Here is a 22,475-nt window from a genome sequence, read left to right on the forward strand (position 1 = left end):
TATGGATTCCTTCATTTCAAAAATTTTCGAGGCTAATAAAAAGTGCTCTGACTGTCCATCTCCAAAAGCAATTCAGGAGTTTTTCAGAGAGTTATTGGGTCTTTTGTTTCCAGAATTTGCCCATACAAGGTTCAAAGAGGAGATTGAAATCGCTGCCAAATTTTCTATTCTAGAAAGGTCATTGGCATCCATTTTATCTAGAAACAATAATTTGCATTCTGGAGATGGGGACCAGATTGCTCATGATTTTTTCAGGTCTTTAAATACTGTTTATGATTATCTCCATGAAGATGTTGATGCCATATACGTAGGTGACCCTGCCGCAAAATCCAGGACGGAAATCTTAAGAAGCTACCCGGGTTTTTATGCCATAGCAGCTTATAGAATTGCTAACCTATTACACAAATTAGGAGTTTCCTTGATCCCTAGGATGATTACTGAATATGCTCATAGCAAAACTGGGATAGAAATTCACCCTGGAGCAACCATAGGGCAACACTTCTGCATCGACCATGGTACAGGAGTGGTGATAGGTGAAACTACCATTATTGGTGATCATGTGAAGATTTACCAAGGAGTTACTTTAGGAGCACTGAGCGTAAATAAGGAAGATGCGGATAAGAAACGGCATCCCACCATCGAAGATCATGTAATCATATATTCAGGAGCCACAATTTTAGGAGGAAAAACTATTATTGGAGCAAATAGTGTAATTGGTGGAAATGTGTGGCTCACTAAAAGCGTTCCAGCGGGAAGCAAAGTATATTACCAGACCCAGATGTACCATACTGGCAGTGAAGTGACAGATATGTATGTCTTCAAAAATGATAACAATGAAGTTATTTGAATTAGTAGGAAATACCCCTTTAATAGAGCTTCAGGCTATTCCAACTAACCCCAAAGTAAAAATCTTATGTAAGCTGGAAGGACAAAACCCCGGAGGGAGCGTAAAGGATCGTGCGGCTTACAATATGATCAAATCGGCATTGGATCGAGGAGATATCAAAAAAGGAGATAAGCTAGTAGAGGCCACCAGTGGAAATACAGGGATTGCTTTGGCGATGATTGCCAAAGTGATGGGCCTGGATATGACGTTGATAATGCCTGATAACTCCACTCGAGAACGGGTACTTTCTATAGAAGCGTATGGAGCTCGCGTAATCTTGACTCCTGCTGCTCAAACCATCGAGTATTCCAGAACTCTTGCTGAAAAAATGAGCGCGGAAGAAGGATATTATATGCTGAATCAATTCGGGAACAAGGATAATTATCTAGCACATTATAAAACCACTGGGCCTGAAATCTGGAAGGATACCCAAGGGAAAATCACCCATTTTGTTTCGGCAATGGGGACTACAGGTACCATCATGGGGGTTTCCATGTATCTAAAAGAGCAAAATCCCCAGGTACAAATTGTAGGAACCCAACCCACAGATGGATCCAGTATACCTGGGATCAGAAGATGGTCTCCAGAATTTTTGCCAGCTATATTTGATTCCTCTAGAGTGGATCAGGTAATCGATGTAAGTCAAGATCAAGCCACTGAAATGACCAGAAGAATGGCCAAGGAAGAGGGGGTCTTAGCTGGTATGAGTAGTGGTGGCGCATTACACGCCGCCATCGAACTTTCTAAAACCTTGGAAGAAGGAGTAATCGTTTGTATAACCTGTGACCGGGGAGATCGTTATCTAAGCTCGGACTTGTTTGGTTAACCAAAGATTTTTTTGGTCTTTTCTAATCCTGTTTTGGCAACAAGTAAAGCATCTTGTTGATAATAGCTGGGGTTGAATAGTTCCAAGGAAAGAATTTTAGTACCCCCCATTGAATCTAAAGTGGAATAAATTTCGGAATAAGGAGCTATTCCATCTCCAGGATATACTCGGTCTTTATCTTGTAATTCTTCCCTTGCTTTTCCAGATGGAATGTCATTGACATGGATAATATCAAAAGCATCAGGTCCAAGTAACTTCAATCCGTTATAGCCAGAGCCACCTCTATACAAGTGATAGACATCAGGTAATATTTTAGCATCAGGATCATTGGCAGCTGCGGCTACAGAAAGGCATTGGCTTAGGTTATGAAAAGGGCCGAATGCTCCCCAGAATTCTAATTGAGGCATTACTCCGGTTTTTCTACCCAATTCAATTAATTGAGCATATTTTTCAGCAGATTGCTGCACGTCAATTGTTCCCTCAGCGCCTATAGCAGGAGCAGCTACTCTGGTACATCCGAGTTCAGAAAGCATTTTCATTTCTTTCTCCATTTGTAGAAAGCCTTGTTTGGATTTTTCGGCATCCTGAGCCATCCAAGGTGCAAAACCAATGGCATTAAAAGCAATCTGCTTAGAATCTTTTAAAAGAGAATTCAACGATGAAAGACTGTTTCCTTCCTTCAAATAACCTTCAATATCTGATATCCATATTTCTATTCCTTCAAAGCCAGCCCTTGCCGAAGTCTCAATGGTTTCTTTTAAACTTAATTTTTGACCACGTATAGTACTCGTGTTTAAACAATAGTTAAATGTTGTTTTTTTGATTTTATCGGTTTTAGCCTGGGTTGCAGTGGTGGATAGAACCGCTGGTGCAAGGGCCAAGGTTTTGAGAAGGTTTCGTCTATTCATTTTAGGCTTATCTTTAATTCTTTAATTAATCCGTTTATCTTTCCTTTTTACCGTCTGTTAGATTCCCTACAAAATAGAATCTAATTGGATTTAGTATCGTATTGAACTTATGCTAAAAATAAAATTTTTTATTCCATTCGTCTTACTTTTTATGTGGGCTGCAAAAATTTCTGCCCAGACACAATCATTTATTTCACTATATAAAGAGCAACTGCCCTATTTCCAAGAATTAATAACAGGAGGACAATATGGAGAATCTCCACTGAATTATGAGGGACATCCTTATTTTGAAAGGAGGAATTTTGAAGAGGGGGTATTATCCATCAATCAAATTAGCTATACTGATGTTCAACTGCTCTATGATGAAACAGAAGATGAAGTGGTGACTTTTCACCCTATTTATAAACAAAAAATATTGATCAAAGCTGAAAAGATTCAAGAGTTTCAGTTAGATCAAGATCATCTTTTTAGAAGGTTTCAGGGAAATGAAAAATATACCTATCACAGGAATGGATTTTATCAAGTTTTGAAAGATGGCAAAGTTAAAGTGCTCATCAAACATTATAAAACCATAGAACCCACCAAGGAAGTAGGGAAATATCCTTATAAATACGTGGAGGATCAGGAATACTTTTATTGGTACAACGATGATTTTGTGCCTATTAGAAAGAAAAAACAAGCCATACAAAGTCTAGGGCTTCAAAAAAAAGAAGTGAAAAAATATATGAAAGCAAAGGACTTGTTTTTTGCCTTGGAGAAGGAACGATATATTCTTGAGTTGGCGAACTTAAGAGAAAATAAGTCAGAAGGTTTTAATGGATTGCTTAAATGAAGAAAATCTACTTTGCCCTTTTGATACTTTTTATTTCATGGAATGTCCAGTCCCAAACAAATCAAGCTGTAAAATTGACGGGAATATATTTGGGAATGTCCTTCGATGCATTTGTAGAGAAAATAGAAGCTGAGACCCCTTACACATTTTATTATAAGAAGGCAGACGTAGCAGACATTCAAATTAACCTTCAGGTTACCGATACAGAGGTCCGTTTGGTTCTGGATGAGATTTTTTTGAATACTGGATTAACCTATTCCATTGATCGTTCAAACAGGATTTGGGTAACAAAAGGCAGTCGGATTTTAATAGATTTTCCTAGTGAATACTTTAATATCCAAGACCGACAAGATCGTATAGTCAATGCTGGGGATTCTTTAGGTGAATTCGATAAGAATAAATTGTTTGTAATAGGGAAGGCTACTGATAATCCTGAATCCGGCACAGCCACACTTTCTGGTGTAGTAACCAGTATTGAATCTGGAAATCCTATGAACGGGGCAATTGTTCTTGAAAAAGTAGATTTTACCCAAGTTGCCACGGATAGAAATGGGAAGTACCAACTTACTTTGCCAAAGGGGCGACATACCATATGGGTACAAAATATCGGTGGATTTCAGGAGCAAAGGCAAATTGACCTGAAAGGGGATGGGGTACTAAACATGAGTATTGAAGAAACCATTCTTTCTTTAGATGAAGTGGTTGTCAGTTCAGGAGCATTATCCAATATCAATAAATTAGATATGGGAGTTCAATCCATTAGCATTGCTGATGTCAAACGTTTGCCAGCAGTGATGGGAGAAGTGGATGTGTTAAGAGGGGTTTTGACGATGCCGGGCGTGAATACGGTAGGCGAAGCTACCACCGGTTTTAATGTTCGTGGAGGTGCTGCAGATCAAAATCTAATACTTTATGGGAATTCTACGATTTTTAATCCAACTCATGCATTTGGATTCTTTTCTGCCTTCAATGCTGATGTGGTGTCAGGAGTGGAATTATACAAAGGCTCCATTCCAGTAAACTATGGAGGGAGGCTTTCTTCTGTCCTGCAAGTGGATCCCAAATATGGGCGAAAGGACAAAATTGGTGGCTCTGGAGGGATTGGAATATTGACCAGTAGGTTAAGCTTGGAGGGTCCAATAAATGAGAAAACTACTTTTATCCTAGGAGGGAGAACAACATATTCTGATTGGGCATTGAAACTATTGGAAGACGAAGCCGATTTCAATGATAGCAAAATTTCTTTCTATGATATCAATGCTAATATCCAGCATGAAGTAAACGATAAGAATTTCATAGAATTTACAGGGTATATCAGTCAAGATGATTTTAGGTTTGACCCAGATACTACCTATTCCTATCAGAATTTAAACCTTTCTCTAGGGTGGAGACATTATTTTAATGATCATCTGGAAGGTCGATTTACGATTGGTACAGATCGATATGATTTTGGAATTATTGGGCAAGATAATCCATTAAACGCCTTTGATTATAGCTTCGATATCAATCAATTGTATTTAAAGGCCGACTTCGAGTCTAGGAAGAATGAAAGCCATATTTTAAAATATGGGATCCATGCGATTCAGTACTCAATTAATCCAGGAATCAATCAACCATATGGAGAAGAGTCTATCGTCATATTAGATGAATTAGAAGAAGAGAATGCGAGAGAGATTTCCGTCTATTTTGGGGATGAATTTACTGTCAATGAAAAGCTATCACTGAGTTATGGCGGTAGGTACATGTTCTATCAGTTGCTGGGGCCTTTGAGCATCAATGAATATGTGGAGGGAGCACCTATCACCGAAAGTAATGTGATTGGAGAAAAGACCTATGGAAGTGGAGAAAATGTAAAAACATACCATGGTCCTGAGTTTCGGGTTTCTGCTAGGTATATTTTGGACAACAGATCCTCGGTTAAGCTAGGGTTTAATACCATGAGACAAAATATTCATTTATTGTCCAATTCTTCTGCTATATCCCCGACTGATTCCTGGAAATTAAGTGACTCTTTTATTAAGCCGCAAACAGGAGGTCAGGGCTCAGTTGGCTATTATAGAAATCTACTAAACAATATGCTGGAATTCTCCACAGAAGTTTACTATCGATATATGAATAATTTACTGGATTATAGGTCCGGAGCTAAAATCGTTCTTAATCATTCCGTCGAACAGGACGTCTTGAATTCCAAGGGTAAAGCTTATGGGGTGGAGTTTCTATTAAAGAAAAATACGGGTGATTTAAAAGGCACATTGGCATATACCTATGCTAGGTCATTGTTAAGGACTTCTGATGAACCCAGTGTGGAAAAAATAAATAATGGAGAATTTTACTCTAGCAATTTTGATCAACCCCATCATTTGGTTTTGGTAGCAAATTATGAGTTAAGTAAAAGGATCAATACTTCCCTAAATCTAAATTATAGTACGGGAAGACCGATCACCTTGCCAATTTCCAAATTTGATTATGCAGGGTCTGAGCGGGTATATTTCTCCGAAAGAAATGCATACAGAATACCTGACTATTTCAGGATGGATTTTTCCGTCAATTTGGAGGGAAACCATAAAGTAAATAAACTGGCACATGCCTCTTGGTCATTTGGCGTGTATAACCTGCTAGGAAGAAGTAATCCGTATTCAGTGTATTATGTACCTGAAGGAGGAAAATTGAGAGGGTATCAGCTTTCTATTTTCGCAAAACCAATTCCATTTATCACTTATAATTTCAGGTTTTGATGAAAAAGAATATCCATATAATTCTGGGTTTAATAATGCTCTTGGTAGGGTGTAGAGAACCCTACGATCCTGAAATTGAGCCTACAGATATCAAAATTTTGGTGGTAGAGGGATATTTGGACACAGAAGGGTTGCCAAGCTTGTTGAATTTAAGCTACACCCGGAATATCCAATCAGATGAAGATTTCAACCAGATCGTTTTTCCTTCGGGAGAGGTGTTTTTAGAGTCAGAGGGAGGAGAACAATTTCCCTTAAACTCCTTGGGAGAGGGGACTTTTGAATTTGCCTATGACATTCCTGAAGATGGAAATTATAGACTGAGAATCTTCACTACAGACGGGAATAGTTATTCTTCTGAATGGATCAAACCGATTTTGACCCCAGAGATTATTGATGTGGGATTTGATAAATATGAACAAGGAGTGGAGGTATTCCTCACTACCAAAGGGGATGAGAATGCAGATGATTTTCTTTGGACATTTGAAGAGACCTATGCTTTCCGCCCTAAACTCGCGACTGCCTATCGATACGATCCTGAATTAAAAACCGTGGTATTGGCCTCCAATGATTTGAGAACAGATTTATGCTATCGTGAGTTGAGCAATGCTGATTTGATTTTGGAAACCTCTTCTCGCTTTGAGGATCAGTTTGTGTTCAGACAAACGATCAATCAGATTCCGACTGGGGACGAACGATTAACGGTGAGGTATAGCATCTTGATTTCTCAAAAGGCTTTGGACAAAGGCGCTTCTGATTTTTGGGAAATCATGAGGAAAAACACCGATGACTTAGGTTCCATATTTAGCCCTTTGCCTTCGAATATAGGCGGGAATATCAAGAATGATCAAAACCCAAATGCCCCAGTGGTGGGATACTTAAGTTTAGGTACAGTGAAGCAAAGAAGATTGTTTATTGGGTTTCAAGATATTCTACCTTGGCCGAGATTAGATGTTCCTGAGTACTTTGGCTGTATCGCAGAGCAGGATACGATTTTTGTTGATGAATATGAGTCTGCGTTTATGTCAGGGGGATATACACCTGCAATTCCGATTTTTTGTGAAAATTGTTATGATCCAATTGGTTTTAGAAAAGCAGAACGAAGATGCACGGATTGCACCTTGAGAGGAACCAATGTTAAGCCGGATTTTTGGGATGAATAAGTTGAAAATAGTCAAAATTGGGATTATTCTGGTACTATGGTTCGTTGTAGGATCGGTAAAAATTTATGCCCAATCAGGAAGAGAACAGGTTCATTTTTCCATTCCAAAAAACATTTACTTCGGAGGAGAAAGAATTTGGGTGTCTAGTAAAGTGGAGCAAGGAAATGAAGAGGAAGAATCTCAAATTGTTTATGCGGAATTGCTCAACAGATACAATGAATCCGTCGCAATAGCCAAGATGCCATTGGAGAAAGGAGCAAGCTTTAATTTTTTGAAGCTCCCTCAAAGTTTACCTTCCGATCATTATTTACTTAGGGTTTTTACAAGAGTTAGCCCCTACCAGGACTTAGAGTCCGGAATGTCTCAGCAGCTGATTACTGTATTTAATAGGTTAGCTCCTCCTGCGGTGGTGGAGGAAAGATCAGAATCTATGGTATTTCAACCTAAGGACGAGGATCGGATACGCTTCTCATCGATTGAGAGGAGTCCTGGACGGAAAATTTCGGTCAAGTTAGAAGGAAATGAAAACGTAAGAGAGCTGAGTGTGGCGGTGATTAATCCATTTTTATCAATCCAACATCAATTAAAGTCTTCTGAGGTTTATGAATCCCTAGAGCCAAAATTGATAGTTCCAGAGCTTTTTGGACATATAATTGAAGCCAAAGTAGAACCGGGTCAAGTAGATACTACTCAGCTCTATTATATCTCTGTTCATGGAGACAAATCTGCTTTATTTACAGATAGGCCTGATCCAGATGGAACGATGTTTTTTGATGCAGGAGGAATGCAGAACTGGGATTATTTGGTAGCCCAAGCCAATGGAAATAAGAGTTTGCTGGATTTCACCATAGTATCTCCAGCCCCTAGAACTCATTTCAAGAAAAGTTTTGAGTTTCCCGTTTTGAAAATTACTCCGTCGGATGAACCCTACTTAAAGGAATTGCTAAAAGGTGGTCAAGTTGAGGGGTATTTTTCGCATGAGTTTAATTCTTCAGATGCACCGGTAGTGACTGGATTTGTCGAGGATCGGGTTTATCAGCTAGACGATTACACCCGTTTTGAAACTGTGGAGACAGTTATAAAAGAATATGTTCCTGAAATCTCGGTAAAAACTGTTCAAAAAAAGAAGGAATTTAGATCAATTAATGAAATCAGGTCTTTTGCTTTTGATTCCAATCCACTCATGTTGGTTGATGCCATGCCAGTATTTGACTCAGATCAGCTCGCTGCTTTTGATCCAAAAGGATTTAAAACATTGGAAATTTTATCGAGGACCTTTTATTTGAATGAGGAGGAATTTCCAGGGGTGATGAGCTTTTCTTCCTATAAGAATGATTTTGGAGGATACCCAATCCCAACTAATGGTATTTTGTTAGAGTATGCAGGGATTCAACCAAAAATAACTTCAGCAATAAGTTTGTTTGAACCTTTCAGTGAAACAAATCAAATGATGGATTGGCGGACGATTCTTTATTGGTCCGAAGTCCCTCAACTTTCAAGCTCCAATGATGCGGTAGAAATAGTTATTCCTGAATTGAAAGGAAGTTTTCTAGTTACCATCAAGACCGATCAGGGCACTTACACAAAAGTGCTCGAAGTCAATTGATCGGTAGAATTAGATTTAATTTTCTTTTTTCCTCAATTCCTCTTGCATGAACTGACCGAGTTTTGCCTGGTACCTCTTGATGTCTGAATCGTATTCCGGAGAAAGACTCTTTTTCTCTGGGAAGGTTTCCATATGAACAGTCTGAGTAGGGAATGCAAATCTTACCTCCAAGGTTTCAGCAAGCTTCATAATCTGAATTAATATTTCATGTCTGCATTCCAATTCCTCGGCCCATGTAGGAACTTCGAAGAAAATGTAAAACATAATGTCCAAACTAAAAGAGGACAAGTTGTTGAAATAGACATGGAAGGTGTCTTTTCTTGTTTTCGGATGAGAGGTGACGATCGCACGAAGCCCTTTTACAAATTCCTCTACTAATTCAGGAGGGGTATCATAGGTGATTGTAATGGTCGTATAGAAACGTCTGTACTGGCGTAAACCATGGTTGTCTATCGTGGCATCCGCAATTTTTCCATTGGGAATATACATGACAGAATTACGGAAGGTTCTTACTCGAGTAGATCTAAAACCAACTTCTTCTACCGTTCCATCTAAGTCACCTGAAGTAATCCAATCACCTACCTGAAAAGGCCTATCCAAAAAGATCATCACCGAACCAAAGAAGTTCTTTATGGTATCCTGAGCTGCCAAAGCAATGGCCACACCACCAATAGAAAGTCCTGTTAGGAATGGAATAATGTCAAGATTGAGTCCTTCTTTTAAAACGAAGAGCGTACCAATGATTATTACGAAAGCTTTTAGGGTCTTTCTGATCAAAGGCACTAATTGATCATCAAGGGTAGACTCTGTTCTTTCTGCCAGTTTTGAGAAGTAGGCAGCGATAACATCTACAATTTTGTAGAAAATTACGGTGATTAAGAGAGGTTTTAGGGTATTGATGATCACAATAATCCATGCCCATATTTCAGTAGGTAACTGTAATACTGGAAGGAATAGCGCCAACAAAAGCACGATAAAATAGAAACTGGTAATCCTGGCAATGGGCAATAGGTAGTTTTCACCGATATACCCATACCCCAAGCGTTTTAGAACATACAGTAGCCCCTTGTCGACTAAAAATGTGAACACCAAATGGCTGAGAAATACCAGGAATATCAAGATTAGGAATCCGACCAATTGCCACAGGTGAAATCCTAAATATTCTTCATTCCCAATTTTTGGAAGTAAGTCTAATAATTTAGCAGTTCCGTAAGGATAAGTTTCTCTATGCAGGCTATTGATTTGGCCTACCGTGAAGGAAGAAAACATCCATTGATTACCTGTTTTCTCTAAAAAGACCCCTGGTAGTTTTGTCCTGTCAAAGTAAAAGATCTGATCTGAACCGGATAAGGTGTCTCTATAGTTTTGCTCATTAGGGATGCTACTAGTTCTGATGATGACCCCTTTTCCCTCAAAAATCTGCTTCAGTTTTACGCTAAGTTGATTTCCGTTCAAGGTTTCAGCACCTTTCAAATTAAAGGTTTTGGCGGCTTTATCAGGATGAAAGTTTTCCTCTTCCAAATTGTAAAAAAAAGTCAAAGTCGTGTGATAAGGGGAACTTAAGTTCACCTCATCAGAAACTTCCATCAAATCTTTTTGCTCCGTTATTAACTGGCCATATGAATAAGAGGATGCCAGGAAAGATATCCAGAGTAACAAGAAATACTTTTTAATCATGTTTTGAGATTTTTTGCAAGTTAGCCATTCATAATTCCTAGCCCAAGCTTTTCAAAAGTGCTTATTCTGAAAGTAAAAATTCAGTAATCCTGGATCCGCTGATCGTTCTGATCAGGTATTGACCTTTTGAAGATTGGTAGGTGATTTGAACTGAACTACTGCTTTCCAGTGGCATGGTAGTCATCAGATTACCTTCCATATCATATAAATAACAGAATTCTTGTGTGAGGTCAGTCAATGCAAAAATCTGTCTATCGGCTCCAAAATCAAAGTATTGATAGATTAAGTCATCACCGGATACTCGAATATTCATTAGTTGTTTTTCCGATTTATCAAGAACAGTGACTTCATTGTATTGTCTAGAAATAAAGACAAAATCATTTTCTTTTTGATCTGGGACCAACATGAATTCACTATCCCGATCATCCTTGATCAGCTGGTTTCTATAGCCAATTTCTCCATCAAAATTGGAGTGAATTATTTCTCCATTGGAAGTGACAGTAACAAATTTGAAAGATCTTGAACTTGGATCTCTCCAAACAATGCCTCGGGATTTAATGGCATCACCAAGTTTCACAGGGCTTCCAGCCTGTTTTTCACCCCTTCTGTTGAAAATAAACAGATTTCCTTTTTCACTGAGTGCAGCCATATAATCACCTTTTCCTGGGATTCTGTAATGAGCAGGGGCTCTTGTGGTTTTTTCCTGGATGGGTAGTGGATTCCAGCCATCTAACTGTTGACCGGTTTTGTCTAAAAGGAAAAGGTTTCCTTCTTCCGTACTAATAAAATAGCGGTATTCTTTAGTATTTGAATAGTCTACCAAATTTAGATGAGAAATCCACTGATTGCCCAAGCTAAATGGGTACCGAGGCAGTAGGTTGCCAAGGCGGTCTATTCCGTAAATTTTGTTTTTGGTGGCTAAAAGAATCTGAAGTTTTCCGTTTTTGTAATAGTCCACCTGAAAGATATCCGAAACGATAGGTCCGTCTAAAGGATAAGAATAGACTTCTTCACCGATTTCGTTGAATAGGTGCATGACATTATTTTCATCTTGCACTAATATATCTTGGGTATTGTCTTGGTAATTAATAACGGTAGCAGGACCATAAATCAGTTTTTGATCAAGGACAATACTTTTATTAGGCTGTAGGCTAATGGCGCCTGATTGCTTGATTTCAGGAGTATAATCGCTCTTGTATGGAAACCTTAAGGTAGCTTCTGTTCTATCAGGGAGTTTGTTGATATGAAGAGAAATCCAAGGAAAAGAGCGGAAGCTGCTGGTATACCTTTGTAAAAAAGAACTCCAAGAAGGATTAGAATATTTAGTCCATTTGGACCAAATCTCATCGATCAGGTAAATTCTTGAAAACCCAGAAGCGGAATTCAATTCTGATTTGGCGGCAGGTGCGTTGGAAGAATTTCTCCAGGTGTTGTTTGAAGTAAAATCATCCAATATCAATTTCATTGCTTGCTGGGAATTAGCAAAGATCAAAATGTCATTTACTGAAGTGATAAATGTCTGTCCAAAACCATGGAATTTTCCTTGAAATAAGTGAGCAGGAAACTCTTCTTCAGGAACAAACAAGATTTCATAATCTAAGTAGAAGTCGGAGTTTTCTTCACTTTCAGATTTTTGAAAATCTTTAAGAAGGGATAAGGCTGGGGCTGCATCCACAGTTCTTGCAAGTAAAGCTAGATTTTGGTCAGATCCGCCAAACTTCTCTAAATCCAGCAAATAAAGTTCACCCGAAAAATTATCAAAAAAACCTCGGTCCGTCAGAGTTCTTTGGATTTCTCCTACCAGAGTGGATCTAAAAGGGAATGCTCTATTTTCTATTTTTTGAGTTTCAAAAATGCTTTCTAGATTGTATTGGGTTAAAGACAGCGTTCTGTTTGAAATCAGGGACTCTATCGCTGATAGGTTGGCTCGAATAGAAGGAGTAAAATTAATAGGGTCAGGATAAAAAACCGGTCCGGTGAATTCAAGTAGGCCCTCCTTGAAAGAGAGATTTAAAGCCAAGGCCGCATTCATGATTTCTAAATTTGAAATGGCTTGATTTTCTCTATCTCCAGCCACTCCCTTTAGTAAGGAAGCTATTCCTTTTCCAGATAATAAAAGTCTTCCTGGTGAGTTTCGATCTAATTCAGTGTTTTGAATTAATTTTGAAAAGCCTTCCTGATTTTCATTTAGGTAATATCTAATCGCTTGCTCTACCAGAAAGGAAGAGGAAGAAAATGCTACCAGATCTCCTAAAATGGCAATTGACCAAATTCGGTTATTTTCTTGGTCATAATATTCTACCACTTCCTGATCAGAATACATTCGGGTCTGAAACCTTGAGCCCTCAGGGATTTTTGATTTAAAGTCTTCGAGAAGTCCAGAGGTTTTCGATGGACTTAGGTTTAAGGTATATAGTAACTCAAAGTTTTCGATGCCCGTAGCATGGAGGCTAATGGATAGTTGTTCTTTTTGGACTAGTTTGGCGATTTGACCGCTTTCACCAGTAAGACTATCCAAGGTGATCAGTTGATCGGATAATTTTTCAAATGCAGGAAAAGTTTTGAAGATCCCCCAAGCAGGATCATTTACTAAAGAATTCCATGTTTCTGCCCCTTGGTAGGTTTCAAACACAAAAACAGCATCTTGACTGATTAGGTCTAAGCTATTGACTTTTCGGGCTGAAAAATATTGTTGATAAACCCAAAAACCTCCTCCCGCTAAAAGGATCACAAATAATAGTACAAGAAGGCTTTTCCAGATTTTCACGATTCTTTGTCTGATTCAGAAAATAGATCACAAAAATTAGACCTAAGAATTCAGAGTGCAAACTCTAAACTCTTAGGTCTCTATCTATCAAATAAGTAGGATTACTTGCCTAACTTATTTAAAACTTCCATTACTTCTTTTACATGGCCTCTAGAAGTCTCTAGCAATGCTTTCTCCTCCTCATTCAAGTCAAGTTCAAGAACTTTCTCGATGCCATTTTTACCTAATATAACAGGTACACCTAGGTAACAATCGTCGATTCCATATTCGCCTTCAAGTTTGATACAAACAGGGAATACTCTTCTTTGATTTTTCAAGATAGCTTCCACCATTTGAGCAGCTGCTGAACCTGGAGCATACCAAGCAGAAGTACCCATTAATTTTACTAATTCACCACCACCGAATTTGGTTCTTTCGATAATTGCATCCAATTTCTCCGCGTCGATCAATTCAGTCACAGGAATACCAGCAACTGTAGTGTATCTTGGAAGTGGTACCATTGTGTCACCATGTCCACCCATTAGAATTGCTTGGATTTCTTTTGGAGAAACATTCAATTCAGAAGCAATAAATGCTCTGTATCTAGCAGTATCCAAAATTCCAGCCATACCCATTACTCTCGTTCTTGGTAATTTAGAAGAAAGATGAGCTTGGTAAGTCATCACGTCAAGTGGGTTGGATACCACAATGATGATTGCATCTGGAGAATATTTTATAACATTTTCTGTTACAGACTTAACGATTCCAGCATTGGTTTCAATTAAGTCGTCACGAGTCATTCCAGGTTTACGAGGAAGACCAGAGGTAATCACTACTACATCAGAGTTAGCTGTTTTGCTGTAATCATTTGTGCTTCCTACAGTACGGCTGTCATACTGATTGATTGGAGCTTTCTGCCAAATGTCAAGGGCTTTGCCTTCAGCAACACCTTCTTTGATGTCAACTAGAACTATTTCTTCTGCGATTTCGCGATAAGCCAATACATCGGCACAGGTAGCACCCACGTTACCTGCCCCTACTACGGTTACTTTGCTCATGAGATTATATTGATTTTATTTTTATTACTGCCTTAAAAAAAGCGTCGCTAAGTTATTAAACTATGCCTAGGAATAGAAGCAAGGAAGTGAATACTTTACCTTGAAAGGCAGATTTTTGATGAATGAATGAGGAAAGAGATAAGATGTCTTATTCAAACATCTGACGGAGACTGAAAAATCCAAAGGATTCTCTGTAGGATCTGAAAAGTCGCTGATTGTTTTCGTTATAATATTCAGCTAAAGAGGTCATCATCTTTGCCTTGATTTTAGGATTGCTGGAAAAGATTTCTTGGATTGCATAATATGGAATCACTATCAAATCCGCTTCCTCGGAAACAATAATGGCAGTGTAGGTCCTTTTTGCATTTTCTAATAAGGAGTTTTCTCCAAATGCTTCACCCTTATTGATTTCCAAGATTGTTTCAAATGTATCCCTGACGTCAATGGTCAAGGTGATTTGTCCCCTTTTGACCAAGTATAAAGCCTGACTGGGGTCTTTACTGAAAAAAACTACCTCATCCCTTTTGTAGGTGCGGTGATGCATGGCTGGAAGAAACCTTGCCATCTCCTTGTTTTTCATGCTTTCGAAAAACTTGATCTGGGAAAGGAAATCAAACATTTCATGATCTTCAGGCGAGTAGGTCTTGGAAAATGGATTTCTCATATCACCGTTTTTTCAGGTATAAAGTTTTTCTAGTAGCAGCAGTGCATTTTGCCCAATCCGCGATTCGTAAGCCGAGGATCCAAGCAATTTTCCCTCCGGAAACTAAGACTTTTGTCCTTTGCTTCTGCACCACGGGTATTTTCAAATCTATCAAAAAATCACTGATTTTTTTGCTGTTTTTCATCCCTAATGGAATAAACTTATCTCCTTCGTTCCAATTACGAATGGTTAAAGGGAATTCCAGTTGGTCCAAATCCAACATTGCATTGGCTTTGTTTGGGTCTATTTCTGAAACCTCTTCCAATTTGAGCATCTCGTATTTCCCCTCAGGCAGAGTAAATCCTAAGTCATTTTTCGTGAGTTCTATTTCATCAAAAATCAGGGCTTTAGGAGAAAGGATGATTTGTTGTCTATCGATATTGACAACATAATCTGTAGAGGTAAAGATTTTTCCAGACTCTTGATAGGTGCAGGTTTCATAAATTTCTTTGGCTTGGTCTGAATTGAACCCATACGACCTCAACCAAAAATAGAGCAAGGTGGTCGCTCCTTCCATGTGAATAAAGTATTGGAAATGAAGGGTTTGAAGGTCTTCTTTCTCCTGAATGCTTTTAGACTTCCATAAATCAAAAAGTCCTGAAAATGCCTTTCCGGTATCCTTAAGTCGTTCGAAACTTGTCAGTAGATTTTCTTTGGTGTTTTCGGTGGTTTCATACAATGCCGGTAAAGCTACCAATCGAAGTTTATTTCTTTTGTAATCTGTCTTGGTATTAGAACTATCCTCTCTCCAGCGGATGGAATTTTTTTCTGCAAACTCCTTGATTTCGTCTCTTGAAAATGGAAGTAAAGGGCGAATTAGCCAACCTCTTTTGTCTGCCATTCCGTATACCCCTTCTATGCCGGTACCTCTGGTCAAGTTTAAAAAGATCGTTTCTATTTGATCATCTTTATGATGCGCCAATACAATTCCATCCAGATTTCTGGTTTTCCGGGTTTCTTCAAACCAATCATATCGAATTTCCCTTGCGGCCATTTGGGTGGAAATGTGTTTTTCTTCTACCGTTTGGGCAGTTTGTGCATGATGAACATGAAACTTCTTTCCCCAAGAGGCAGCAAGCTCTTTTACAAATACCTCATCCCCATCACTTTCAGAACCTCTTAAATGGAAATTCACATGAGCCACTTCAAAGGGAATCTTTGCGTGATACATCAAGGTTCCAAGACATACACTATCTAATCCGCCACTGCAGGCTAAAAGATAGTTCTTATCGGTGTCCAATAGGGACTTCTTCTTGATATGCTGGATAAAAGCTTCGATCATTGATCAAAAATATCATTTTCTGCTAATTTTGCCGACATCTTAGAATTTATGAATAGTCTACACCCTCGTCTTTATCTGATCCTTTCCTTCGTTTTCCTTTTGGTAAGGCAAGCCTCAGCTCAAGGTTCATCTACCTTGGAAATCAATAAAGCTGGAGAGTTGATCGGGGAGAGCGGATTTGAAAGGTTAATTGGGGATGTGGAGATGAGGCATCAAAACTCGCTGATTTATTGTGACTCTGCCTATTTTTATAGAGCAACCAATCAGGCAAGATTGTTTGGAAATGTACGGATAGTGGATCAAGAGGATCCAATTAGGACTAGCAGCGCATATGCTGAATATGACGGAAATAAAAAATTGGCCAAACTCAGAGACAACGTGGTCTTTACAAATCAAGAGACCACCTTGTACACAGATTACCTGGATTACGACCGGGAATTGAATATAGCTTACTACTTTAATGAGGGGAAAGTTGTGGATTCCGTGAATGTGCTGACTAGTGAAAAGGGACGGTATGAAGTAAGTATTGAACAGATCACTTTTGAGGATGATGTGGTTCTGGTAAACCCAGATTATACCATGAAAACCAATGATTTGGTTTACCTAACCATCCCCAAATCAGCAGAGACAAAAGGCTTGACAAATTTAATCTCTAAAGAAGGGAATACGCTGGACGCACAGAATGGAAGTTTTTATGATACCCAAAATAAGCAATTTCAGTTTTTTGATGGCGTGGTGGAGACAGAGACTAGTAGGGTCAAGGCCATTGAGCTTTTTTATGATGAAAACCTAGCTTACTATGAGGGTAAAAATGATGTAAGGGTATTCAATAAAGAAAGGAATGTAGAGGTCTTTGGGGATGTAGGGAAATATTGGGAAGAGAGAAAATATAGTTTGGTGTATGGGAATGCCTTGGTCCGAAAATATTTCGAACAAGACACCTTGTTCATGACTGCGGATTCTTTGATTTCACAAGACAATGAGTTGGATTCAGCAAAATTTTTACTGGCTTTTAATTCGGTCAATATTGTAAAGCAGGACCTTTCTGGAAAAGCTGACTCCTTGGTATACAATTACAACGATTCCTCTATCCAACTTTTTAATGATCCCGTCATGTGGAACCAGAAAAGTCAGATTTCTTCTGATAGCATGACTTTTTATATCGTCAATGAAAATCTGGATAGAGTTTATCTGAAGGACAATGCATTCATTATTACCCAGGACACAATCCTGAATTTCAATCAAATGAAAGGAAGGAAGATGATGGGTTATTTTAGTGAAGGGCAAATTTCAAAAATGGATATCGATGGGAACGGGGAGTCGCTCTACTTTGTATTGGAGGCTGACACTGCTTCTCAAGGTATCAATATGACGAAAAGCGCTACTATCAAGTTGGGATTTAATGAAGGAGCAATTCAGAGAGTCAATTATGGCATTAAACCTGATGGGAGGTTTATCCCATTTCAGAATTTAGACGAGGATAATTCCAAGCTTTCAGGGTTTAATTGGAGGTTTGAAGAAAGGCCGGATATGGATACGATTATGAAGTGGAGGACTCCAGTTGAGATTGATCCTGATTTGAAAAATTTATTTAAAGTTCCTCAAGTAGAAATTAGAATGCCTACTGATGAAGAGATAGAGGAAGAGCTAAAAAAGCGAGGAGCAATGCCTGTAAAGCGGGTTTTTGAACAAAAGAAAAGTCCAATAAAAAGCGGTAACGTACAATCCTAGAAAAAATTTTATCAAGGTTAACAAGAATTAACCCATTTTTTCTGTGTTCTGATTAACATCGAACTAATTTTGTGCGTATATTGAATACTGTGAAAACAGATATGTCGCTTATTGATTAGAACTTTACATGAATAATTTCCTCAAACTTTTTATGTGGCTTTGCCTAATGTTTCCGCTATTTGCGGGAGCACAGCAAACTCGCGTGTTGAGTGAAAACTTGGAGTTTACCGGAGATTTAAGCACAACCCAACGAAAAACGGTAATTCTTCAAAACGAATCAAATCAATCCAAAACATACTTTCTGAAAAATATTAATGGAAACATAGGGTCTTCTCAACATGTGAAGATTTGTATTGGGGATGAATGTTTTGACCCCAAAAAGGATTTGGCGAAAATTAAGATTACCCTGGCTCCTGGGGAAGTGATGACAGATTTGTATCTGGATTTTGATATGGGGATTGTGGAGACTAAAGGGAATTTCGATCTAAACTTCGTGAATCTTGAAAATATCAGGGAATCATTTGTAGTGGAGGCACGTTACGATGTTTCCAATCCCAATAAAAAAGTGGATGAATTCGACTACAAAGAATTGACATTAAGTGATATTTATCCGAATCCAAGTAACCGAATCGCCCAATTGGATTACCAGTTAAAATATCCTAATGTTCAGGCAAAAATCGCTATAAATAGTTTTATTGGGAATCCAGTCGCTGAATATCAGTTGGACCCCGAACGAAATTCTTTGGTGATCAACGTTTCTGATTTCAACCCTGGCGTTTATTTCTACACGCTTTTTGTGGACAATAAAAATATTGTGACCAAGAAGCTCGTTGTCAAGAAGTAAGAAGCAATCTCTCTTTCAATTACCATTTGAATCCGAATAATTATCCCGTATATTTGCGGTCTTGAAAATGAAAATGCGCGTACACAACATTATCGTTCTAGTAATATTAATTGCAGTAAGTGCCTGTGGTCCTTTCAACAAGCTTGAAAAAAGCACAAACTGGGAGGAATTATACGAAGGGGCTAATAAGTATTACCAAGAAGGAGAATATAATAAAGCGATCATCCTTTATGATAAGGTTTTACCTGTAATTAGAGGAAGTGAAAAAGCAGAACTAGCTGATTACAATTATGCCAACTGTCATTTTAAGACAAAAAGGTATATTGAAGCCGCTGGTTACTTTAATAACTTCTTTAGAACCTACAATCGAAGCCCTTTGGCAGAGGAAGCATTATTTATGCATGCTTATTCTTTGTACCTTGATGCTCCTGATTATAATTTGGATCAACAAAGTAGTCAAGAGGCTGTTTCCGCAATCCAACAATTTGTAACAAGATTTCCAGGATCTTCCAGTTATGAAAGAGCCATGGAAATGTTGAGTGATTTGGAAACAAGGTTTGAAGAAAAGGCATATCAGGAATCTTCCATGTACTACAGACTGAAAGATGGTTTGTACCCGGGAGATTTTCTTAGAGCTTGCATCGTGAACTTTCAGAATTTTGCCAAAGACTACCCAGAAAGTAAGTACAATGAAGAGTTGGCTTATAAATTAGTGGAGGTGTCCACAGAGTATGCAAAAAATTCTGCGTACTTGAAGAAGGAAGAACGATTGACTGATGCTTTAAGGTTTGCAGGGGATTTCTACAGGAAATATCCGGAAAGTGGATACACTGCAGAAGTAAAGACCTTTGAGGAAGAAGCAAGAGAAGAAATGCAAGATCACTTAGATTTGAAGAAGCGTGTAGCAGAAAGAGCAGCGGCTCAAGAGGCAGAGAGAAAAGCTACTCTAGGTGCAATTGATAATAATAATTAAACGAAACTTAAATAGATCAAAATATGGCAATTAATCCGTCAATTATTACTCGTGATTTGGATAAAATCGCAGATAAGACTGGAAACCTTTATGAGTCTCTTCATATTGTAGGTCAAAGAGCTAAACAAATTTCTTCTTCTTTGAAAGAAGAGTTGAATAATAAGCTTTCTGAGTTTGCATCTACAGTAGACAATCTAGAAGAAGTTTTCGAAAATAAAGAGCAGATTGAAATTTCTAAGTTTTACGAAAGAATGCCTAAACCTTCTACCATAGCTATGGAAGAGTTTATGGAAGATAAGGTTTACTTTAGATACCCTTCTGAAGAAGCAGGAGAGTAATTCTTATGGACCTCAAGGGTAAGAAAATAATATTGGGAGTAACCGGGAGTATTGCCGCTTACAAATCAGCCTATCTTACTCGTTTATTAATCAAATCTGGAGCAGAAGTGCAAATAATTATGAGCGCTTCTGCTCTTGATTTTATTACCCCTCTGACTTTAGCAACCCTTTCCAAAAAGCCCGTATTAGTCGAGTTTCAAAAAGATGAGACCGGAGTATGGAATAACCACGTGGAGTTGGGTTTGTGGGCAGATTTATTTTTAGTGGCACCAATCAGCGCCAATACTATTGCCAAGTTTGCAAATGGGCTTTGCGACAATTTACTTACTGCAACCTACCTCTCCGCTAGGTGTCCTGTCATGATTGCACCTGCAATGGACTTGGATATGTATCAGCACCCAGCTGTTCGCCATAATTTGGAGAAGCTGGTTTCTTTTGGGAACCATGTCTTGGAATCTGAAATAGGTGAACTGGCAAGTGGTTTATCCGGGCAAGGGAGAATGATGGAGCCAGAATCGATCTTGGATCAGGTCATCCAATTTTTTCATACTCAATCAGATTACCAAAACAAAAAGGTGTTGATTACAATGGGACCTACCCAGGAGGCTATGGATCCTGTTCGATTTATCAGTAATCACTCCAGCGGAAAAATGGGCTATGCCTTGGCTAAGGCCTTTCAGGCTAGAGGAGCAGAAGTTTATGTGATCTCAGGACCTATTTCTTTGAACGTTGATAAATCTGAGTTTCATTGGACTGATGTGAAATCAGCCAAGGAAATGTATCATGCTGCTCATAAGCTTCATGGTTTAATGGATATTTGTGTGTTTGCAGCTGCAGTAGCTGATTATGCACCCGCTGAAGTAGCTCCTGAGAAAATCAAAAAGAGTGAAGCAGATTTGTCCTTGAAAATGGTGAAGAATGTAGATATAGCCTTTGAACTAGGGAAGTTGAAGCACCCGGGACAATTGCACGTTGGCTTTGCCTTGGAAACTCAAAATGAGTCTGAAAATGCAAAGGCAAAACTGGATAAGAAAAACTTTGATCTTATCGTTTTAAATTCAATGAGAGAGACTGGCGCAGGATTTAAAGTAGATACTAATAAAGTTCATATTTACCAATCTTCAGGTCATTCAGTAAGTTCAGAAGTAGATACCAAGGCTAAAATTGCTGAATTGATTTTGGATCAGATCAAATTGGTTCCAATTGGAGTGTGAACTTGAATATTTCATTATTTTTAAATCTATGAAGAAAGCGACATTAGGTTTGTTTTTGATTTTTTTGAGCCATTTAGGCTTCTCTCAAGAACTCAATTTTACCGTCATTATCAACAGTGACCGGGCAAGAATACAGAATACGACGGTTTTCAATACTATGAAAACCAGTTTCGAGCAATTCTTAAATGGAAGGTCCTGGACCACGGATGAGTTTCGACCAGAGGAGCGTATTAAGGGGAATTTATTGATTACCATCAACGATGTGCCTCAAGTAGGGGTGTATAATGCGACGGTCCAGATTCAGACTGTTCGCCCCATCTATGGGACGAATTACGAAAGTCTGCTTTTTAATTTTGCGGACAGAAATTGGAATTTCGAATACATTGAATCTCAACCCCTGGAATTTAATCGATTTAATTTTCTGAATAATATCAGCTCTTTGTTAGGCTATTATGCGCACATCGCTTTGGGGATAGATTATGATAGTTTTTCGAGTAAAGGAGGCGAGGATTTCTTTGAAGTAGCGAATGATATTGTAAACAATGCTCAACAATCAGGTAGGCCAGGTTGGGTTCAAAGTCCAACAGATAGAAGAAACAGGTATTGGTTGATCAATGATTTGTATACTTCTTCTGTTTATGCTCCAATACGTGAGGCTTATTATTTATATCATCGTCAAGGATTAGATATATTACAAATTGAGCCTGAAAAAGCTTATGAAAATATGTTGGAGGCAATTCGTTTGGTAGCCGAAGCGAACAAGGCCCAGCCAAACGGGATATTGACAATTACCTTTATGGATGCTAAAGGGGATGAGATTGCCCAAGTATTTAAAAATGCTTCCCTGGAAATCCGAACAGAATTAGTGGAACTTTTATTGGAAGTGGATCCCAATAATGCCAGAAAATACAATGAGTTGACGAAAAGCTAATCGCGATTTATAACTTTGTGCTTTT

18 protein-coding genes are annotated in these 22,475 nt (G+C 38.5%); 12 read left to right on the forward strand and 6 right to left on the reverse strand.

The genetic code is table 11. The features are described from left to right. Position 1 precedes the first annotated feature (1 nt). Together epsC and cysM are read left to right on the forward strand one after the other, a co-directional pair. A complete protein-coding gene (epsC, locus tag BUR11_RS20565; RefSeq protein ID WP_074226903.1) occupies positions 2–847 on the forward strand; it encodes a serine O-acetyltransferase EpsC in 846 nt (281 codons plus the stop codon). After that, complete coding sequence (cysM, locus tag BUR11_RS20570) at positions 834–1,712, forward strand: cysteine synthase CysM (protein WP_074226904.1); 879 nt, start codon at positions 834–836, stop codon at positions 1,710–1,712. Before epsC ends, cysM begins: the two co-directional genes overlap by 14 nt. On the opposite strand, the gene BUR11_RS20575 is transcribed toward cysM, so the two are convergent. Then, entirely contained in the window at positions 1,709–2,620 is a 912-nt protein-coding gene (locus BUR11_RS20575) for a sugar phosphate isomerase/epimerase family protein (protein WP_074226905.1), read from the reverse strand. The two genes, cysM and BUR11_RS20575, sit on opposite strands and share 4 nt — an antisense overlap. 109 nt (positions 2,621–2,729) lie before the next feature. Between BUR11_RS20575 and BUR11_RS20580 the strand changes: the two genes are divergently transcribed. From BUR11_RS20580 to BUR11_RS20595, 4 genes are read left to right on the forward strand one after another with little or no spacing between them, the layout of a single operon-like run. After that, a complete protein-coding gene (locus BUR11_RS20580; protein WP_143186097.1) occupies positions 2,730–3,452 on the forward strand; it encodes a hypothetical protein in 723 nt (240 codons plus the stop codon). After that, positions 3,449–6,187, forward strand: a complete 2,739-nt coding sequence (locus tag BUR11_RS20585; RefSeq protein WP_074226907.1) for a TonB-dependent receptor — start codon at positions 3,449–3,451, stop codon at positions 6,185–6,187. Before BUR11_RS20580 ends, BUR11_RS20585 begins: the two co-directional genes overlap by 4 nt. Then, on the forward strand, positions 6,187–7,347 hold the full coding sequence (locus BUR11_RS20590; protein WP_074226908.1) for a DUF4249 domain-containing protein: 1,161 nt from the start codon (positions 6,187–6,189) through the stop codon (positions 7,345–7,347). Before BUR11_RS20585 ends, BUR11_RS20590 begins: the two co-directional genes overlap by 1 nt. Further along, positions 7,340–8,953, forward strand: coding sequence for a hypothetical protein (locus BUR11_RS20595; RefSeq protein ID WP_074226909.1), 1,614 nt, complete (start codon positions 7,340–7,342; stop codon positions 8,951–8,953). The genes BUR11_RS20590 and BUR11_RS20595 overlap by 8 nt, the downstream gene beginning before the upstream one ends. 15 nt (positions 8,954–8,968) lie before the next feature. On the opposite strand, the gene BUR11_RS20600 is transcribed toward BUR11_RS20595, so the two are convergent. From BUR11_RS20600 to tilS, 5 genes are all read right to left on the reverse strand, one after another. After that, positions 8,969–10,630: a mechanosensitive ion channel family protein gene (locus tag BUR11_RS20600; protein WP_074226910.1), complete on the reverse strand. Its 1,662-nt coding sequence runs from the start codon at positions 10,628–10,630 to the stop codon at positions 8,969–8,971. A gap of 61 nt (positions 10,631–10,691) precedes the next feature. Further along, entirely contained in the window at positions 10,692–13,397 is a 2,706-nt protein-coding gene (locus tag BUR11_RS20605) for a hypothetical protein (RefSeq protein WP_074226911.1), read from the reverse strand. 101 nt (positions 13,398–13,498) lie between these two features. Then, positions 13,499–14,434: a malate dehydrogenase gene (mdh, locus tag BUR11_RS20610; protein WP_074226912.1), complete on the reverse strand. Its 936-nt coding sequence runs from the start codon at positions 14,432–14,434 to the stop codon at positions 13,499–13,501. Positions 14,435–14,582: 148 nt separating this feature from the next. Further along, on the reverse strand, positions 14,583–15,098 hold the full coding sequence (locus BUR11_RS20615; RefSeq protein WP_074226913.1) for a Crp/Fnr family transcriptional regulator: 516 nt from the start codon (positions 15,096–15,098) through the stop codon (positions 14,583–14,585). Between the two features lies 1 nt (position 15,099). Continuing rightward, a complete protein-coding gene (tilS, locus tag BUR11_RS20620; protein ID WP_074226914.1) occupies positions 15,100–16,419 on the reverse strand; it encodes a tRNA lysidine(34) synthetase TilS in 1,320 nt (439 codons plus the stop codon). A 48-nt stretch (positions 16,420–16,467) separates the two neighbouring features. Between tilS and BUR11_RS20625 the strand changes: the two genes are divergently transcribed. The 6 genes from BUR11_RS20625 to porD all read left to right on the forward strand — a co-directional run bounded on the left by BUR11_RS20625 (position 16,468) and on the right by porD (position 22,450). Continuing rightward, a complete protein-coding gene (locus BUR11_RS20625) occupies positions 16,468–18,150 on the forward strand; it encodes an OstA-like protein (protein WP_074226915.1) in 1,683 nt (560 codons plus the stop codon). A gap of 127 nt (positions 18,151–18,277) precedes the next feature. Next, positions 18,278–18,994 carry a T9SS type A sorting domain-containing protein gene (locus tag BUR11_RS20630; protein ID WP_074226916.1) on the forward strand — a complete coding sequence of 239 codons (717 nt, stop codon included), beginning with the start codon at positions 18,278–18,280 and terminating at the stop codon, positions 18,992–18,994. A 67-nt stretch (positions 18,995–19,061) separates the two neighbouring features. Next, the gene (locus tag BUR11_RS20635) at positions 19,062–19,967 is read left to right on the forward strand and encodes an outer membrane protein assembly factor BamD (protein ID WP_074226917.1); all 906 of its coding nucleotides are present in this window, start codon (positions 19,062–19,064) and stop codon (positions 19,965–19,967) included. A 23-nt stretch (positions 19,968–19,990) separates the two neighbouring features. Continuing rightward, positions 19,991–20,305: a DNA-directed RNA polymerase subunit omega gene (locus BUR11_RS20640; RefSeq protein ID WP_074226918.1), complete on the forward strand. Its 315-nt coding sequence runs from the start codon at positions 19,991–19,993 to the stop codon at positions 20,303–20,305. 5 nt (positions 20,306–20,310) lie between these two features. Next, on the forward strand, positions 20,311–21,519 hold the full coding sequence (gene coaBC, locus BUR11_RS20645; protein WP_074226919.1) for a bifunctional phosphopantothenoylcysteine decarboxylase/phosphopantothenate--cysteine ligase CoaBC: 1,209 nt from the start codon (positions 20,311–20,313) through the stop codon (positions 21,517–21,519). Positions 21,520–21,547: 28 nt separating this feature from the next. Next, positions 21,548–22,450: a type IX secretion system protein PorD gene (porD, locus tag BUR11_RS20650; protein ID WP_074226920.1), complete on the forward strand. Its 903-nt coding sequence runs from the start codon at positions 21,548–21,550 to the stop codon at positions 22,448–22,450. Positions 22,451–22,475 lie beyond the last annotated feature (25 nt).

This window comes from Algoriphagus halophilus (genome assembly GCF_900129785.1).
GTDB classification, from domain to species: domain Bacteria; phylum Bacteroidota; class Bacteroidia; order Cytophagales; family Cyclobacteriaceae; genus Algoriphagus; species Algoriphagus halophilus.

What these genes read in the sequence shown, in the direction of transcription:
- coaBC (WP_074226919.1), top strand. Translation starts at nt 20,311, where the DNA reads ATGGACCTCAAGGGTAAGAAAATAATATTGGGAGTAACCGGGAGTATT.
- BUR11_RS20625 (WP_074226915.1), top strand. Translation starts at nt 16,468, where the DNA reads ATGAATAGTCTACACCCTCGTCTTTATCTGATCCTTTCCTTCGTTTTC.
- BUR11_RS20630 (WP_074226916.1), top strand. Translation starts at nt 18,278, where the DNA reads ATGAATAATTTCCTCAAACTTTTTATGTGGCTTTGCCTAATGTTTCCG.
- porD (WP_074226920.1), top strand. Translation starts at nt 21,548, where the DNA reads ATGAAGAAAGCGACATTAGGTTTGTTTTTGATTTTTTTGAGCCATTTA.
- BUR11_RS20595 (WP_074226909.1), top strand. Translation starts at nt 7,340, where the DNA reads ATGAATAAGTTGAAAATAGTCAAAATTGGGATTATTCTGGTACTATGG.
- cysM (WP_074226904.1), top strand. Translation starts at nt 834, where the DNA reads ATGAAGTTATTTGAATTAGTAGGAAATACCCCTTTAATAGAGCTTCAG.
- BUR11_RS20580 (WP_143186097.1), top strand. Translation starts at nt 2,730, where the DNA reads ATGCTAAAAATAAAATTTTTTATTCCATTCGTCTTACTTTTTATGTGG.
- tilS (WP_074226914.1), bottom strand. Translation starts at nt 16,419, where the DNA reads ATGATCGAAGCTTTTATCCAGCATATCAAGAAGAAGTCCCTATTGGAC.
- BUR11_RS20575 (WP_074226905.1), bottom strand. Translation starts at nt 2,620, where the DNA reads ATGAATAGACGAAACCTTCTCAAAACCTTGGCCCTTGCACCAGCGGTT.
- BUR11_RS20600 (WP_074226910.1), bottom strand. Translation starts at nt 10,630, where the DNA reads ATGATTAAAAAGTATTTCTTGTTACTCTGGATATCTTTCCTGGCATCC.
- epsC (WP_074226903.1), top strand. Translation starts at nt 2, where the DNA reads ATGGATTCCTTCATTTCAAAAATTTTCGAGGCTAATAAAAAGTGCTCT.
- BUR11_RS20635 (WP_074226917.1), top strand. Translation starts at nt 19,062, where the DNA reads ATGAAAATGCGCGTACACAACATTATCGTTCTAGTAATATTAATTGCA.
- mdh (WP_074226912.1), bottom strand. Translation starts at nt 14,434, where the DNA reads ATGAGCAAAGTAACCGTAGTAGGGGCAGGTAACGTGGGTGCTACCTGT.
- BUR11_RS20615 (WP_074226913.1), bottom strand. Translation starts at nt 15,098, where the DNA reads ATGAGAAATCCATTTTCCAAGACCTACTCGCCTGAAGATCATGAAATG.
- BUR11_RS20585 (WP_074226907.1), top strand. Translation starts at nt 3,449, where the DNA reads ATGAAGAAAATCTACTTTGCCCTTTTGATACTTTTTATTTCATGGAAT.
- BUR11_RS20640 (WP_074226918.1), top strand. Translation starts at nt 19,991, where the DNA reads ATGGCAATTAATCCGTCAATTATTACTCGTGATTTGGATAAAATCGCA.
- BUR11_RS20590 (WP_074226908.1), top strand. Translation starts at nt 6,187, where the DNA reads ATGAAAAAGAATATCCATATAATTCTGGGTTTAATAATGCTCTTGGTA.